The sequence below is a fragment of the Niveibacterium sp. genome (assembly GCF_041909475.1).
Taxonomy (GTDB): domain Bacteria; phylum Pseudomonadota; class Gammaproteobacteria; order Burkholderiales; family Rhodocyclaceae; genus Niveibacterium.
Window position 1 is genome coordinate 454,686 of the sequence record NZ_JAYRDJ010000001.1, and the last position, 15,118, is coordinate 469,803.

Below are 15,118 nucleotides of genomic sequence, written 5' to 3' on the forward strand. Positions count from 1 at the left end.
AATAAGCGGCTGCGACGGCGCATCGCTGCGTTACGGCGTGCTCACTCCCGCGCCTATCCATCAGATATGTCTTGGTCGCTGCGCGCGCCGCGCCTTGCGCTGCATCCGTCTCGCTCACTTCTTCAGACCTTCCTTAGCGGGTTGCGGTGTCGAGCACACGCTGCAGTGTGTCGATACGATCGCGCAAATCGAAGGGATGGTTACCGACGAAAAAGCCCCGATCATGGGCGGTATTCGCGTTGATGATTTCGCCAACGCAGTCGTAGTCGTAGTACTTGATCGCGTCGTGGCGCAGGAAGTTGCCGCCGGTGATGATGCGGAAGCCGATGTCCGCGTCCTTCATCGAGCGCATCACATGGCGCCGGTCGAGGTCCATCGCAGGGTTCAGGATCAGCGTGAAGGAGAACCAGCTCGATTCGCCGTTCTCGCGCTGGATGATGAAGCGCGGGTCGTTCGCGAACAGCGCCTGGAAGTGGCGCGCGTTGGCGCGGCGCGCTGCGGTGAAGCCATCCAGCTTGTTCAGTTGTTCCAGCCCGACGGCGCCGGAAAGCTCCAGAGGGCGTACGTTGTAGCCCGGCACGATGAAGCGGTAGGCCTCGAAGAAGTCGTCGTCGCGCTTCTCGTACAAGGGGCTGCCGGGCGGCTGGTCGCGCGTCCAGCCGTGGTTGCGGATCGCACGGCACAGCGCGAACAACTCGTCGTCGTCGGTCAGGATCATCCCGCCCTCCATCGTCGAGATGTGGTGCGAGAAAAAGAAGCTGAAGGTGTTGATATCGCCGAAGGTGCCGGTGTAGCGGCCGTCCACCTTCGCGTCCATCGATTCGCAGTTGTCCTCGAACAGATAGAGGCCATGCTTGTCGCAGAAGGCGCGCAAGGTGGGCAGCTCGGCCGGGTTGCCGAGAATGCTCACCGCCATCACTGCGCGGGTCTGCGGTGTCAGCGCGGCTTCGAGCTGGCTGACGTCGATGTTCAGCGTCTGCAAATCGACGTCCACGAAACGCAGCTTGAGGCCGTACTGCTGCAGCGGGTGGAAGGTGGTCGACCATGAGATCGCGGGCACGATGATTTCGTCGCCACGCTGCAGCGGTTTGTGTTGCTTGAACGAGAGTGCGGCCACGCCGACCAGATTGGCCGACGAGCCCGAGTTGACCATCACCGCATGGCGCTTGCCGAAGCGCGCGGCGAAAGCCTCCTCGAAGCGGCGCACGTTCTCGCCCATCGTGAACATGCCGCTGTCGATGACGCGGTGGAGCGCCGCGATTTCCTCGGCGCCCCAGGTGCTTGCTGCCAGTTCGTAATACATGTCGCGTTCCGTTTGTTCGGGGATCAGTCGTTTGCCGGGTAGCGGGCCCGATAGTCCGCCAGCGCAAGTCGCAGTCCCTCATCGAGCGAGACTTTCGCTTGCCAACCCAGCGCAGCCATCCGGGAATTGTCGAGCAGCTTGCGCGGCACGCCGTCCGGTTTCGCAGGGTCGGTACGAATCTCGCCCGTATAACCCACGATATCGGCAACTTGCTGCGCCAGCTTGAGGATAGAGACTTCCGTGCCTCCGCCGATGTTGATCACCGGGTAGCGGCTGGCGGCGAGCAGTGCGTCGAATTGAGCGTCCGGCAGATCGGCAAGAAGGTGAATCGCAGTGGCGCAGTCATCCACGTAGAGGAGTTCGCGCAAGGGCGAACCAGACCCCCAGATGGTCTCCACCGGCGTGCGGTCTTTCGCGGCTTTCACGAAGCGCCGGATCATCGCGGCGGCGACATGCGAGTTCGCCGGGTCGTAGTTGTCGCCCGGGCCGTACAGGCTGGTCGGCATGACCGCGAGGTAGCGTGTGCCGTACTGCTGGTTGCAGGCGCGGCAGAGTTCTATTGCCGCCAGCTTGGCCATGGCGAAGGCCGAATTGGTGGGCTCTACTTCGCCCTGAAACAGACTGGCTTCGGTAATCGGTTGCGGGGCAGCTCGCGGGTAAGAGCAATTCGACCCCACGAAGATCAGACGTTCCACGCCGGCGCGCCGCGCCGACTCGATCACGTTGGTATAGATCGCGAGGTTGTCGGCAAGGAACTCGACCGGGTAGGTGGAATTGGCATGAATGCCACCGACGCGGGCGGCCGCAAGGATCACGCGGCTTGGGCGCTCTGCTTGCATGAAGTGCTCAACCGCTGGCTGATCACTCAGGTTCAGCTCCGCATGTGTTCGAAGCACCAGTGCGGACGTGCGCGATCCGGCACGCGCTAGCGCCCCACCGAGCAAGCCGGTGTGGCCTGCGATGAAGGTGCGTGATACATCGCTGTAGGGGGCTTTGTTCATGAGTATTCCAGCAGTCAAGTCAGCATCGGCATCGCATCCGCGAGCGCGGTGCAAGACGTCTCGAAAATCCGGTATGGCACCGCGGGCGCTTCGTACGAAGAAGTGATTTTGATTTGTTCCCGGATCACACCCGTGTGCACCATGCAGTCAAGCGATCTGCAGTCGTGCGCGTCACAGACACCGAGTGGTGTGAGTTCTAGAAGGTCAAGGAAGTTGCACTGACCGATGATGTCCTAGGACGATATCGAGGTCGGGTCCTTGCGGACTCATTATCGATACCAGCATGTTTTGGACGGCAAGGTTTGCGAATACGGCGAGCCGGCCAATTTACTCCGGGCGCTCTGCGCGCCAAGGATCTGAGACGGCGTGTGAGCACCGTAAGCAGATCGTCACCACCCACCACAAAGACGGGGTAGTCGGTGATGCGCAGATGGGTTTCCGGTGTGCGGGGTAGGTTGGATTTCCTCTCGCCAGAAAACACGGAGATTCAAAGGATCACCTGATCGGTAGCTATAGTGGCAGCAGCATACAGCTGTTGCCCTTAACCATAGAGATTGGGCAGGCTGCACAGCGCTTCGTTACGCCAACTGCGGACACGATATGTCAGAGTGATGGTTCGACGGACATGGTCGGGCAGACAAGGGCTGCCACTGTGAATCACTCGTGTATCCAGTAGCAGCATTTCAGATGTGTTTTGCACGGCACAGCATTCTTGTTTATCTGAAATCACTACTGATGACGATGGAATGAAATTGACGTTGGATGTCGTCATGCCGGAATAGATAAAGCTGTGATGGAGATGCGGTCTAGGTAAGCCGGCGACCATGAGGTTTTCGGGCAGGGTGTCTTTGAACCAGCGCAATGCACCATGCCGTTCAGAGATATCTTCAAGTGTGATGAAGATCTTTACTTGATCGGCGAGCTTGTCGATGTGCCAATCCCGACGGTCGGCCTTGAGTTCGGTCGGTGTCAGTTCTTCACACAGTAGTGACTCACACTCAACGACTGTTCCGCTGAAGTCGCTGGCTGCTTGAATTAGATGCGGATGGGACATCAGGGACTGCACGCGTGGAGGGGCGTTGGATGCGTTGAGCCAGTAGCCCCGGCGGCGTGCTTCGCTCTCATAATTTTGGGTCCAGATTCGGCCCGCATCTTGATCTACCTGCCAACGAGTTTGCGGATGCTGGCTCAGATACTGTTCATTCTCCAGCAGGCATTGCTGATGGATCTGGTGTAGTTGCCGGATATCGATGTCGCTAGGCAAACTGGCTCGCAATACACCCCCTTCTACGACGGTGCGCGGCGAGTTGATGGGATAAACCGGAAGGTGGATCTCTCGTCCGATCAGCTCTCCTGAGCAGTTGATGATGCTGGCCAGCCGGCCCTGATCCGCCAAGCCGAAATAAAGGTACTCGAACAGTGTCGGTGAAGTATCCAGCATGGCCTTGACGCTTCTGGCTCGCGTCAGAAATGGGTTGTCAAGGTGCCGTTTGGGATGGCGACTGGCATAGTCAACCGCATATAGCAGGAGCCGTCGACAGACTCTCTCGCCAGACGCCACATCGCCACTTTGCCAGCGATTGAATTCGTTAACCAGGTTGGCAACGACGGTCATGATTAACGGTGTTTCCGATAGTTGACCGTGACCCTTTCGGGGTGACCATAGGCGGCCCTGTTGTCAGCCAGCATCTGTTGATAGGCGGCCAGGGTCTTGTCCGTCTCAATGGTTGTCTTCACTTGCTCACGGATCTGATCAAGAGTAATCGGATTGCGGTGTGCAATCAGATTGACTAGTCCTTTCCAGTAGCCGCTTTTAATGGTGGTCATTGCTGTGAGTTCCTCAGAAATTTGGAGTCCAGCTTCGGTAATGCGCTGTATCGCATGCTGGTGCTCCGGCAACTCGGTGTTCAGCTCAACGAGTAAGGACTGGCAGCTGTTCATAAGCAAATCGCTCATGCCATTCACAATCAGGTGTTCGATTCCGTCGACATCAATCTTGATATATGCGGGAGGGGGAATGTGGTGGTGAGTGATTAGATCATCACCACTGAACACAGCGACGCCCTGTTGATGGATCGCTTTGTGCGGTCTCAGGTGCGCATCCAATTCAACTCCGACGCTGTTTATGGCAGACGATTCAAAGTCGAGGTGCTTATACAGGGTGGTCAGTCCGCTATGGTCGCTCAGGCCGCAGCAATAAGAGGTAATGGCTCCTCCTAAATCGTTGAGCATGATGTTGCGGTTGAGCAGAGCGAAGTTGCCGGCCTCCGGTTCGAATGCTCGGACCTGCAAGTGACAGACCGCGGCAGCGTAGATACTGTAGAGGCCCATGTTGGCACCGACATCCCAGAGTTGACTGCCTGCTGGAGCACTCTGAAGCCACGATATCGTCTCAGGTTCACTGACCAGCAAACTGCAGACGCGCTGATAGGGAAACAAGGCATTGGTTATGAACTGCAGCCCGATACCGGCGACGTCAAGGGTCGAGATTATGTCCTCACGCTGTTCGAGGAGGGCCAGAGTCTGGTCGTGGCGATTCATTGGTTGGTACTCCTGAAGTGGGTATCAGACGTGACTGCCAGAAGCAGGTGGCCGTCATCATGTTCTTCTCCGTCGTCATCGAAGCGGGCCTGCAGCAGTCGGTAGCCTGGGGCCTGGCGGACGTAGCGCACGGCGCCATCGAAGTGGTCGATGATGGCTGTGCCGTAGCGCTGCTCGCGGGCAAAGGCGTTGCTGATCAGCAACCGGCCGTCGCTGGCCAGCAGGGTTCGCACATTGGCCAGCACCTGCGGCAGATCGTCGAGGATGTACCACAGCAGCTGGTTAAGGATCACCAGGCCAAAACGTTGGCTGCTCAGCGCTGGGGGCAGCGGGCTGGCACCGATATTGGCGCAGAAAAAGGGTAGCTGCGGATAGCGCTGGCGGGCACCGGCAATGGCCACGCTGCTGATGTCGAGCCCGCACACCTCGCTGCCGGCAAAGCGCTCGGCGATCAGACGGGTGACATGGCCGTGGCCGCAGCCCACCTCAAGAATGCGCCCGAGGTTGGGGCTGGTGGCGGCGAGGGTCAGCAGCCGTGCGCGAGACAGCTGGTAGTAGCGCCCCATCTGGGCGTTGGCGGACTGCTCCCATGGGTCGTCGCTGTCGCGGTAGTAACCGTCGAAATCGCCGACAAAGGCCAGCTCGCCGTCGCGCTCCTTGAAGATGTAGCTTTTCGATTTGGACATCGGTTAACCCTAGTGGCGCAGCGCATCATCCAGCGCGCGATAGGAAATATGGTTGACCAGCAGTGACTGAGGATTGCATACCGCAAGTTGAATCCCGTTAGGTTTCAGCACCGCTTGGTCAACCAATTGGAGGTAGTTGCAGATGCTCAGACAACCCAATTTGTCAGTGATGGTTCGGTTAGCGGTGGCATGGATCTGGTCCGGCTGACGATCCCACTGGCAAGCGCGATAGTCGGCTTCAATTGCCGCCTTGGCGCGGGCAAAGGCTGGCGAATCGGACGGTAGATCGAAGAAATACTGGTTGCCGCTCAGGTCGACTCCTAGCAGGCAGATCTCGCGATACCCCTGGCGCACGGCGAAGTTGATGGCGCAGTCGAGGTTGGAACTGTGGTGGATGAGCGGTTCGCGCGTCGCCAGGTAGTAGCGTTTGAGCAGGCGCGACAGCAGTGCCTGATCGCGGGTGGGCAGGGTGGTTGGCGAGTAGAGCCGGGTTCGCTGGGGGGGGCAGTGAAGCAGAGGCCGTCCGGGGGCGCTGTTGAGAACGAAGTCGTTGTTCAGTAGATGGCGGATCTGCATGTAGACGATTTCATGCTGGCGCTCGGGGTTGTTGAGTAGCTCGTCATGGACCGCCGCCAGTGCCTCTGCTGAGCGGCCGACTTCGATGAGGTGGTAGCGAGGCCGGAAAGGATGAACGTAGAAGTAGTTCACGCCAATGCTGTCGAACAATGCCAGCTGCTGCCAGGTAGCGTCGTCGATCCGGGCGATACTCGCGCCGCAGCCAAGAATGAAGACTCGGTCGCTGCGTCTTGCCCCGGTGCTCATTGTGTCGGCAGTGATGCCGCCCAGGGCAGGGGCCTCTTCGTTGAAACGGCCAGCCAGGTAACGGTCCCAGTAGATGTTGGTCAGCTCACGTTGTTCGTCAGGACCGCCACCATGCCAGCGGCTGTCGAGCCAGCCGCGAAGCCGGGTTAGCCGATGCAACCAAGGGGCGTATAGGCGATAGGCGGGGGTTTTGAATCCGAGTTGGCGCACAGCTTAGGCTCCACTGATGAGGCAGCCTGCTGCTGCGGCCAATACCTGCTGGCACAGCCAGTCGATGTCGGCTTGCTGATGGCAAAAGCCGGTAAAGACGATGCCGTTGGTGGGCCAGAGCACGCCATTCTCCAGCAGCTGCTGGCGGAAACGGCTTTGGGTGGCGGCGGGCAGCTCCAGTGCGTCGCGCTCGGCGCGGTTGCGAAAGTGGCTGGCGGTAAAGGCGACCCGGTTGAAGGAGCCGATGCCGATGGCCGACATCGGCAGCCCCTGATGCTTGAAGCCCTGATTAAGCAGGCTGCGAAAGCGCTCACCCAGTTGGTCGATATGTCGGTAATCGGCGCTGGCCAGCTGGCTGAGCACGGCGCTGCTGGCTGCGGCAACCAGCGGGTTGGCGGAAAAGGTGCCGCCGGTCAGGATCCGTTTGTGGCGGTCGCCAAAGGTGCGGGCGGCAACCTCATCGGTGCAGCTGGTCAGGCCGATCGGCAGGCCACCGCCGAGGATCTTGCCCCAGGTGACGATATCGGGTTGCAGCGGCCAGTACTGGCCGGCGCCACCGGGTGCGAGGCGAAAGCCGGTGATGATCTCGTCATGGATCACCAGAATGCCGAGCCGGCGGCATTCCGCTTCCAGCCGTTGCAGAAAGGGCAGGATGTCGGCGCGCGGATTGGAGCCCTGTACCGGCTCGATGATCACCGCAGCCAGCTCGTGGCCGTGGGCGGTGAGCAGCTCAAAGGCGCGCTCGTCGTTGTAGGGCAGCAGCAGGCTGAAATCGAGCACCGGCTGGGGGATGCCGTCGGGCAGGGTGGTGATGCCGGCGCCAAAGCGGCCGCCATCGTCCAGCAGGGTCCATTCATTCATGCCGTGCCAGCCGCCGTGGAAGCAGGCGATGCGCTGGCGGCCGGTGGCGGCACGGGCCAGACGCAGGGCGCGCAGGGTGGCTTCGGTGCCGCTGTTGCTGAACACAAAGTGGCGCTGGGGCGCAGGCAGCAGCGCAGCCAGCCGCTGGCAGAGGTCATGGATCTGCGGGTTGTTGTAGAGGTAGATGCTGCCATCAGCGATCTGGCGCTGTACGGCCGCTACCACCGCCGGATGGGCGTGGCCGAGGATCTGGCTGCCGGCGCCCAGGCCGGCATCAAACAGCCGGCGGCCGTCGTCGCTGTACAGATAGGCACCCTCACCGCGGACGATCACGGGGTGGCTGCCCTGGCCGTAGCCGGCGTTGTGTAACTGGTAACTAGACATGGGCAGGCTCACCGGGGCGTTGGGCGATCACCAGAATGTTGCCGGCCTGACGGGTCTCGACCAGCAGCCGGGCCAGTGCCGCCGCAAACTCATCGTCATGGATGCGCTCGGCGATAAAGTGGCCCGCGTTGGCGCGATGGCCCGCATCGCCGGCGGCCAGCAGCTTGCGCACATAGCTGACATCAAGGCTGCCATTAGGGGTGTGGTAGTCGATGAGGCTGAGCCCGGCACTGGCCAGCAGCACCCGCAGCGATTCGAGATTGAACAGGTTGATGTGGCCTGGCGGCAGGATCTGCACATGGTCGGTGCCCGCCACTGTCCACTCGAAACTGGTGGTGTTGGGGGTGGAGAAGAACCAGTAACCATCGGGGCGCAGCAGCCGGCGAATGGCGCCCGCGACCTCATGGGGGTTCTGCACATGCTCGAGGGTGTCCCACATGGTGATGCCATCGAACTGGCCATCCAGCTGCAGCTCTTCGACCATCGCCTGATGCAGCTGAACCTGCGGATGGTGGCGCCACAGATGCTGACAGGCATCGTCGCTGGGGTCGCAGCAGTGCACCTCGAACGGTGCCTCGCTGCGCTCCAGTGCGGTGAGAAAGATGCCGATGGCGCTGCCCACATCAAGCAGCCGGCCAGCGCTCAGATAGTGCTGGATGATGGCGATGCGGCGGCTGAAGATCGGCACCCGGTTCTCAAACGACTCGATGAAGAACTCGTTCTCGAACGCCTTCATCGGGCTGTTGTAGTAGTAGTGCAGCTGCGCCCTGCTCGGCATCGGGTTGCAGAACAGGTGGTGGCAGTGGCCACAGCGGTCGAGGCGGAAGCCGAACTTGTCGGTGAAGTGGTGCAGCTCGCGCCCCTTGCAGATGGGGCAGTGGTCGCTGCGCGGCTGGTCATTGCCGATCTGCAGCACCGCAGCCGCCGTTTCCGCCATCATCCGCGCCAGATTTTCCTGCTTCTTGCGGGTATGGATGGCATCAAAGGTGATGGCTGCCGGCTCACTCACTTGAGCGCCTCCTTCCATACGGCGGCATGGTTGAAGCCGTGCAGGGTGCCGTCGGTGTTGCACTTGTGGCAGGGGTTGCAGGCGCGGTTGCCGTTGAGCAGCTTCTTGCGGTACTGGTTGAACGCCTTGCTCTGCCATACCTCCAGCAGCCGCTGGGTGGCGACATTGCCGAACTTCATCTTCTTGTTCCAGTCCTGCATGCACAGCATCACATCGCCGTTCCAGTCGATGGTCAGCGAGTAGGCGGTGTAGTAGCAGGGGTGATGGGGCACCACCTCTGGCTGGTTGCCCACATGGACAGTGCCGGCGCGATTGGTGAGCTTGAGGCCAAAGCTGTCTTCGTCGGTGTGCCAGCGGTCGCGCAGGATGTAGTCATCCTTGGTTAGCCCCGCCTCGGCGAAGCGCTGATGAAAGTCGTCTATCTGCTCCGGGCCATCGTAAAGGCTGACCACGAAGTAGCTGATGCCGGCATCAAACAGCTTGCGGATGCGGCTGGGCTTGAGCGTGTCGCCGTTGGTGACCAGTTCCAACCGTACCTGCTTGGGAAAGGCGGCGACCAGTGCTTCGAAATGGGGGCAGAGGGTAGGCTCTGAGTAGCCAGAGAAGACCACCACGCCGCTGTAGTTGAGCATCTCAAGCTCGGCACCGATCTTGGTGGCCAGCTCGACACTCATGTGCAGGTTCTGGTTGGGGTACGCGTCGTCATCGGCGCGAGGGCAAAAGCTGCATTTCCGGTTGCACAGTTCGGTGACGTTGATGTCGATCCAACTGAACAGCGGTAGATCATTTTGGAGATGAACCACATCGATGTAGCTCGATTTGCGGCGCAGGTTGTTCTTGGTGGCTTCGTTCAGCATGGCTATCTCGCTTTGAGGAGGGCCGCATTGGCCCTGTTTCCGGCTGCTACAGATTATGGTGAGATCGGCGAAAACAGCGGTTTCTTAAGGCGGGAGCACGTACCAGTTCTCCGGCGTTGGCGCGCCTCTGCGCGCGGAGCGAACTGAAAACTCCGCTTGCGAGAGCGAGACTGGGGCATGGTGGAGGTAGCTATCCGAGGCGCCAGGATCACGGCCCCAGAGCGCCGGGAGCAGGGTGCAGCGGTGGCCGTTCTCAACCAGACCATCGTGAAAGGCATAGGCGCCGGTGTAGGACCAGGCGCGCGCTTGCGTCCAGTTGTCGAACTCCAGCATGACCAGCAGTACGTTCTTCGACATCGATCAGGCCTCGTGTTCTGGTGTTTGTTCGATTCCTCGCAGCAAGGCTGCGATCTCGGGCTCGCGGGCCTCCTGTTCGTGCAGGGGACGAAAGCCGACATGGTGCTTCGCCTGGCGCAGCAACACGCGCGCGAGAGGTTTGTCTGACCGCATTGCCGCACGCGCCCACGCAATCAGTGCGCCCACATGGCCAGGGTCGAGATCCAGCAAGCGCTGCGCGGCGTCGATGCTTGCGCCGATATCGCCGGCAGCCTGCGCTGAGAGCAGAACTGCGTATAGCTCGCGCGCGCCACCACCACTGGCGCTGTGGCGCTGCAGACCGAGCCGGGCGCGCAGGGTTTCAAGTGTCCGGTGGTCGAGGCGGTGTTCGTGCCGTGCAAGGTGTTCGCGCAGCGCCGCATGCGCTGCAGTGTCGTCGCGCTCGCTGATCTCCTCGATCAGCGGTGCCAGGTAGTGCGGAATCAAGCTGCGGCAACGCGCGAGCAAGGCCATGCGCTGCTGCGGGTCGGAAGAGCGTCGCGCACGTTCGAGCAGCAGCGGGGCGAAATCTTCGATACCGTTGATCAGGGCTTGTTCGTCGATGTGGGCTCCCGCGAGGGCGGCGTCGCGCAGGGCTTGTGCCCCGGCGTGCTGGGCGGTCATGAACTCGATGAAGCCACTTTGCAGCGCTTGTTCGCTGAGCAGGCGCATCAGAAGATCAAGCTCGGGCGTCGGTCGCCCGCCGCCTTGGACCAGCAGGCGGTCGGCGCAGCCGGCCAGTGCGTCGAGTTGCGCGCGCGGCAAGGTGGTGTTGAAGGCTTTGCAGGTCCAGGCCAGGGAAAAGCTGGTGTCGGGCTGGCGCTCAATCAGCACGCCGCGTGAATACCCGGCACCGAGGTGGTCGCGCAGGTAGTCGGCAGCCGAAAGCGGTTTGATGTGGATGCCGAGCACGCGCGGCCAGCTCAGCAAGGTGCCGCCGCGCGCGAAGAAGCGGTAGCCGAACTCCACGTCTTCACAGCCGTAGCGGGTAAAGCCCTCGTCGAACTTCAGATCACTGAGAGCGGCTGTCTTGAAGCTGGTGAAGCCGCCCATGAAATTCGCGTGGGGCCGGCCTTCCGGCACCGTATGAAAGACGTTCCAGTTGCCGCGGGTCTCGAACCATTCGGTCAGCGCAGACTGGTGGGGGCCGCCACGCCAGGTGACGCAGCCCATCATCATGGTCAGCGAATCGGGGTGCTGGTTGTGGAAATCGACGACTGCCTGCGCAAAGCCCGCTGCGGGCACGATGTCGTCGTCGATGAACATTCCGAGCGAGGTCGCCATTGCGGCCGCACCGGTGTTACGGCCGGCGGACAGGCCACGATTACGCTGGTGGACGCGCAAACTGGCCCCGCGCGCAAGGATGGCCTGGGCTTGCGCTTGAGACGGCGCTTGATGGCCGTCCCAAACGACAATGCTTGCCAGGTTTTCTGCCTGCAGCACACCCAGTATCCGATCGAGCAGTCCGATATCGCGCCCGAGGGTCGGTATCGCAATGCTCAGGTCTTCACGGCGATACATGGGCTGCCCCCTGTGTGGGCCAAAGGCTCGCGAGTACGCGTTCGGTCCAGCCACGAGCGTTCATCCGGGCCCGCCATATCTCTTGGCCGCGTGCCACGGTCGCACGGCGTGCCACATCATCCGCCAGGTAATGGTCGATCAGGGCGAACAACTCATCTTCGCCGCGAAAGTATTCGACCCCCTCGCCGGGGGCGAGCAGTAGACGCGTTTCGGGATTGTCTTCCTCTAGCAGCAGGACGGCGCATCCCAAGACCTCTCTTACCTTGCCCTTGCACTGGGAGCGGAACGGGTAGGTCTGTGTGTTGACACAGATTTTCGTGCGGCGCAGCGCTGCCGCGTAGTCGGCAACCGGCAGCGGCTCGCGGTCTTGCTCATACACGCCACCGAGGTGCTGGAAGCGCTCGCCATAGCGGGTCTTGAGCCGGTCGATCCAGTCGCGGCGACGCCCGACCGAACTGCCAAAGAGGGCGATCTCGTACTGCGGCGGCGCCTCGGGCTCGGGGTAGAACAGGGCGGGGTCGAACACCGTCGGGTGAAAGATCACCCGTTCGGTGTGACGGTGGTGCTCGTAGGGCGGTTCGTGCGCCCGCATCTTCGTTAGCCGGGTGCCATTGGAGTTCTCGATCACGAGATCGGCCCACGCCAGGCTCGCGCGTTCGTAGTCGAGGTAGCTGCCGTGGGTGGCGGCTTCGTCGTAGTCCCACCACAGGGTGACGATCTTCATGCGGGGGCATAGCGCCCTCGCGGCATCGAATACCGACGGGGCGAGGTTCTCGTGGGGATGAACCGGCGTGTGTACCAATAGGTCTGGCTGGAACTCGCGCACCGTATCAAGAATCTCGCGCTCCCAAAGGTCGCGAAGCGCTCCGTCCGGATTGCGGCCGTAGAGGGTGTGAAGCGTGATCTGGTCGCCATGCAGTGCGCGCAGATCCGCTTCGATCCCTTCTTCGTACGCACGACTTGAGATCACCACGTGTCTGGCGTGCCGTGGGATATCTTTCGGGGCAATGACGGGCAGGCCGAGTCGCTCGCTGCCCTGCAGGCTTTCGTCGCGGTCTGCGAGCGCTACGATCGGCAGGCGTCCGAGCTCTGCCATGAACTGCCTCGTGTGCGCGCCAGCGCCGTAGACGACGCAGCTTGCGCCGGCACTTGTGCGGGCAATCTCATCGATGCGTTGCGCGATCAGGCAGCGATACTCATCGGTGTCGCGCCCCAGCGTCACCAGACGGTACTCACCGATCAAACCCGATGCCAGCATGGGGTTCATGACTTCGAGCACCCCGGCCGAGTCGGCCAGCGACTTGGTGTCGAAGCGATGAATCACGAAGAGGACGCGTGGCTTTGGTGTCATTCCATCAGAGCGCGATGTCGTACTTGCGGACGATTTCTTGCGCTTTGGCGAAGCTCGACATGTCGATTACATCGTCGGTGTCGAGCATGATGTCGAAGGCCGATTCGATGGCGGCGACGAGTGCCATGTGGGCCACCGAATCCCACTGCGGGATGCTGTTGAAGCGCAGGTCGTCCACCACCTGATCGGGCGGAATCGCCAGCGCATCGCTGAAGGTTTGTCGAAGTCTGTCCAGATTGCTCATGCGCGTGTCCTGTTTGCCTCGCCTGTGCGTGCCTGGCGCAGCATTACGAAGTGGATGATGCTCCGACCACGAGCAAGCCGTGGGCGGATAAGACGCGGGAAACCCCGCCATTTGTTGCTAACCTTGCGTCGGTCGGGCGTGCAAGATGATCCTTGGAACGCCGCATCACCGCAACGCTTGGAGCGCTCTCATGATTCAGATCGGGCATATCCGGGTCGGGCTGGACTCGACCCCCTTCTTCATCGCCGAGATGAGCGGCAATCACGGCGGCTCGCTCGATCGCGCGTTGGCGATTGTCGATGCGATGGCCGCTGCGGGTGCGCATGCGCTGAAGTTGCAGACCTATACCGCAGACACGATGACGCTGGACATCGCCGAGCGCGAGTTCCTGATCACCGACACCGAAAACCTCTGGAAGGGGCGCACGCTTTACGACCTCTACGAAGAAGCGCACACGCCTTGGGCTTGGCACAAGCCGCTATTCGAACGCGCGCGCGCGCGCGGCATGTTGGCGTTCTCCACCCCGTTCGACGCTACGGCGGTGGATTTCCTCGAAACGCTCGATGTGCCTTGCTACAAGGTCGCTTCGTTTGAGAACGTTGATCTGCCGCTGATTCGAAAGGTGGCCGCGACCGGCAAGCCGATCATCATGTCTACCGGTATGGCTACGCTGCGCGAAATCGGTGAGGCGGTGGACGCGGCGCGCGGAGCGGGTTGCCACGATCTGGTGCTACTCAAATGCACCAGCAGCTATCCGGCGCCGCCGGAAGAAAGCCACTTGCGCACCCTGCCGCACATGCGGGAGGCATTCGGCTGCGAGGTGGGTTTGTCCGATCACACGCTTGGCATCGGTGCCGCGATTGCCGCGGTGGCGATGGGCGCAACGGTGATCGAGAAGCACGTAACCCTGTCGCGCGCCGAGGGCGGTGTCGATAGCGCTTTTTCGCTCGAGCCGGCCGAGGTCAGGCAACTGATGGCCGAATGCGAGCGGGCGAGGGCGTCGCTGGGCGCCGTGCATTACGGCCCTGGGGAGCGCGAGGCCGATTCGGTGAAGTTTCGCAGGAGTCTTTACGTCGTGAGAGACGTTGCTGCCGGCGAACGTCTCAGTGCGGAATCGGTGCGGGCGATCCGGCCGGGCTTGGGGCTCTTGCCTGGCCATCTGCCGCAAGTGCTCGGGCGGCGCGCCGCGCGCGACATCAAACGCGGCACACCGGTGAGCTGGGACCTGCTCGATTGATTTCCTGCGCCGCGCCTCAGCGCGCGGCCTCGACGCGGTTCTTGCCAGCGCGCTTGGCGCGGTACATCGCCTCGTCCGCACGGTCGATCGAGCGTTTCGCGGGTTCGTTCGGATCAAGCCGACTGACTCCTGCGCTAAACGTGATCAGCCGCTTGCTGTTGTCGTGCAGGAAGAAGCGTTTGGTCAGCTCGCGCTGAAGGCGTTGAACGACACCGACCGCCGCATCGAGTTCGGTGTCTGGCAGCACCAGAATGAACTCTTCGCCACCATATCGGGCGACTGAATCCTGCGGACGGATCGTGTCGCCGATGACGCGGGCGAGGTGAACCAGCGCTTCGTCGCCGGCCGTGTGGCCGAGCGAATCGTTGAGCTGCTTGAAGTTATCGACGTCGATCAGCGCGATGCACAGCGCTTTGCCGCTGCGCTCGGCGCGGCCGATCTCTCGTTCAAGTGTTTCGTCCAGCCCCTTGCGGTTCAGCGCGCCGGTCAGCGGGTCGTGACGCACCAGGTCGCTTGCGTTGTCGAGTTCTTGGCGAAGGCGCTCTACCTCGGCGTTGGCGTTATCAACCTGCTGCTTTAGTGCGCTCAACTCGCCGCGCGAGTTTTCCGCGCGGATCTGCATGTTGCGGGTCTCGCTGATGATCTCTTCGACCACCGAGGCGAGCTCGCCAATCGTTTGGGCCTGCGCGACCTGTGCTGCGCAATGCTCCATCCGG

15 protein-coding genes are annotated in these 15,118 nt (G+C 61.6%); 1 reads left to right on the top strand and 14 read right to left on the bottom strand.

What is annotated here, in order from left to right; translation table 11 throughout:
* Window positions 1-133: 133 nt before the first annotated feature.
* The 13 genes from ACE3P0_RS02120 to ACE3P0_RS02180 form a co-directional block, all read right to left on the bottom strand.
* The gene (locus ACE3P0_RS02120; protein WP_374399317.1) at window positions 134-1,303 is read right to left on the bottom strand and encodes a DegT/DnrJ/EryC1/StrS family aminotransferase; all 1,170 of its coding nucleotides are present in this window, start codon (window positions 1,301-1,303) and stop codon (window positions 134-136) included.
* A gap of 23 nt (window positions 1,304-1,326) precedes the next feature.
* A complete protein-coding gene (locus ACE3P0_RS02125) occupies window positions 1,327-2,304 on the bottom strand; it encodes a GDP-L-fucose synthase family protein (protein WP_374399319.1) in 978 nt (325 codons plus the stop codon).
* Window positions 2,305-2,845: 541 nt separating this feature from the next.
* On the bottom strand, window positions 2,846-3,919 hold the full coding sequence (locus tag ACE3P0_RS02130; protein WP_374399321.1) for a hypothetical protein: 1,074 nt from the start codon (window positions 3,917-3,919) through the stop codon (window positions 2,846-2,848).
* A gap of 2 nt (window positions 3,920-3,921) precedes the next feature.
* Window positions 3,922-4,845, bottom strand: a complete 924-nt coding sequence (locus ACE3P0_RS02135; RefSeq protein ID WP_374399323.1) for an FkbM family methyltransferase — start codon at window positions 4,843-4,845, stop codon at window positions 3,922-3,924.
* On the bottom strand, window positions 4,842-5,531 hold the full coding sequence (locus ACE3P0_RS02140; protein WP_374399325.1) for a trans-aconitate 2-methyltransferase: 690 nt from the start codon (window positions 5,529-5,531) through the stop codon (window positions 4,842-4,844). Before ACE3P0_RS02140 ends, ACE3P0_RS02135 begins: the two co-directional genes overlap by 4 nt.
* Window positions 5,532-5,540: 9 nt before the next feature.
* Window positions 5,541-6,563 (bottom strand): hypothetical protein, encoded by a 1,023-nt coding sequence (locus tag ACE3P0_RS02145; RefSeq protein WP_374399327.1) that lies wholly within the window; start codon window positions 6,561-6,563, stop codon window positions 5,541-5,543.
* Between the two features lie 3 nt (window positions 6,564-6,566).
* Window positions 6,567-7,808, bottom strand: a complete 1,242-nt coding sequence (locus ACE3P0_RS02150) for an aminotransferase class III-fold pyridoxal phosphate-dependent enzyme (RefSeq protein ID WP_374399329.1) — start codon at window positions 7,806-7,808, stop codon at window positions 6,567-6,569.
* Window positions 7,801-8,817, bottom strand: a complete 1,017-nt coding sequence (locus tag ACE3P0_RS02155; RefSeq protein ID WP_374399331.1) for a class I SAM-dependent methyltransferase — start codon at window positions 8,815-8,817, stop codon at window positions 7,801-7,803. Before ACE3P0_RS02155 ends, ACE3P0_RS02150 begins: the two co-directional genes overlap by 8 nt.
* The gene (locus ACE3P0_RS02160; RefSeq protein ID WP_374399332.1) at window positions 8,814-9,674 is read right to left on the bottom strand and encodes a radical SAM/SPASM domain-containing protein; all 861 of its coding nucleotides are present in this window, start codon (window positions 9,672-9,674) and stop codon (window positions 8,814-8,816) included. Before ACE3P0_RS02160 ends, ACE3P0_RS02155 begins: the two co-directional genes overlap by 4 nt.
* An 84-nt stretch (window positions 9,675-9,758) precedes the next feature.
* Entirely contained in the window at window positions 9,759-10,031 is a 273-nt protein-coding gene (locus tag ACE3P0_RS02165; RefSeq protein WP_374399334.1) for a hypothetical protein, read from the bottom strand.
* A gap of 3 nt (window positions 10,032-10,034) precedes the next feature.
* A complete protein-coding gene (locus ACE3P0_RS02170; protein ID WP_374399336.1) occupies window positions 10,035-11,570 on the bottom strand; it encodes a glycosyltransferase family 2 protein in 1,536 nt (511 codons plus the stop codon).
* Window positions 11,557-12,921 carry a glycosyltransferase gene (locus tag ACE3P0_RS02175; protein WP_374399338.1) on the bottom strand — a complete coding sequence of 455 codons (1,365 nt, stop codon included), beginning with the start codon at window positions 12,919-12,921 and terminating at the stop codon, window positions 11,557-11,559. Before ACE3P0_RS02175 ends, ACE3P0_RS02170 begins: the two co-directional genes overlap by 14 nt.
* A gap of 4 nt (window positions 12,922-12,925) precedes the next feature.
* On the bottom strand, window positions 12,926-13,165 hold the full coding sequence (locus tag ACE3P0_RS02180; RefSeq protein ID WP_374399340.1) for an acyl carrier protein: 240 nt from the start codon (window positions 13,163-13,165) through the stop codon (window positions 12,926-12,928).
* A gap of 190 nt (window positions 13,166-13,355) precedes the next feature.
* Here ACE3P0_RS02180 and pseI point away from each other — a divergent pair, with 190 nt between their 5' ends.
* Window positions 13,356-14,402 (top strand): pseudaminic acid synthase, encoded by a 1,047-nt coding sequence (pseI, locus tag ACE3P0_RS02185; protein ID WP_374399342.1) that lies wholly within the window; start codon window positions 13,356-13,358, stop codon window positions 14,400-14,402.
* Between the two features lie 16 nt (window positions 14,403-14,418).
* On the opposite strand, the gene ACE3P0_RS02190 is transcribed toward pseI, so the two are convergent.
* Window positions 14,419-15,118 (bottom strand): GGDEF domain-containing protein (locus tag ACE3P0_RS02190; RefSeq protein ID WP_374399344.1); only part of this gene is annotated, 700 nt, incomplete at its 5' end.

Excerpts from the sequence above, each read along its gene's own strand:
- ACE3P0_RS02120 (WP_374399317.1), bottom strand. The coding sequence starts at position 1,303 with ATGTATTACGAACTGGCAGCAAGCACCTGGGGCGCCGAGGAAATCGCG.
- ACE3P0_RS02125 (WP_374399319.1), bottom strand. The coding sequence starts at position 2,304 with ATGAACAAAGCCCCCTACAGCGATGTATCACGCACCTTCATCGCAGGC.
- ACE3P0_RS02130 (WP_374399321.1), bottom strand. The coding sequence starts at position 3,919 with ATGACCGTCGTTGCCAACCTGGTTAACGAATTCAATCGCTGGCAAAGT.
- ACE3P0_RS02135 (WP_374399323.1), bottom strand. The coding sequence starts at position 4,845 with ATGAATCGCCACGACCAGACTCTGGCCCTCCTCGAACAGCGTGAGGAC.
- ACE3P0_RS02140 (WP_374399325.1), bottom strand. The coding sequence starts at position 5,531 with ATGTCCAAATCGAAAAGCTACATCTTCAAGGAGCGCGACGGCGAGCTG.
- ACE3P0_RS02150 (WP_374399329.1), bottom strand. The coding sequence starts at position 7,808 with ATGTCTAGTTACCAGTTACACAACGCCGGCTACGGCCAGGGCAGCCAC.
- ACE3P0_RS02160 (WP_374399332.1), bottom strand. The coding sequence starts at position 9,674 with ATGCTGAACGAAGCCACCAAGAACAACCTGCGCCGCAAATCGAGCTAC.
- ACE3P0_RS02165 (WP_374399334.1), bottom strand. The coding sequence starts at position 10,031 with ATGTCGAAGAACGTACTGCTGGTCATGCTGGAGTTCGACAACTGGACG.
- ACE3P0_RS02170 (WP_374399336.1), bottom strand. The coding sequence starts at position 11,570 with ATGTATCGCCGTGAAGACCTGAGCATTGCGATACCGACCCTCGGGCGC.
- ACE3P0_RS02175 (WP_374399338.1), bottom strand. The coding sequence starts at position 12,921 with ATGACACCAAAGCCACGCGTCCTCTTCGTGATTCATCGCTTCGACACC.
- ACE3P0_RS02180 (WP_374399340.1), bottom strand. The coding sequence starts at position 13,165 with ATGAGCAATCTGGACAGACTTCGACAAACCTTCAGCGATGCGCTGGCG.
- pseI (WP_374399342.1), top strand. The coding sequence starts at position 13,356 with ATGATTCAGATCGGGCATATCCGGGTCGGGCTGGACTCGACCCCCTTC.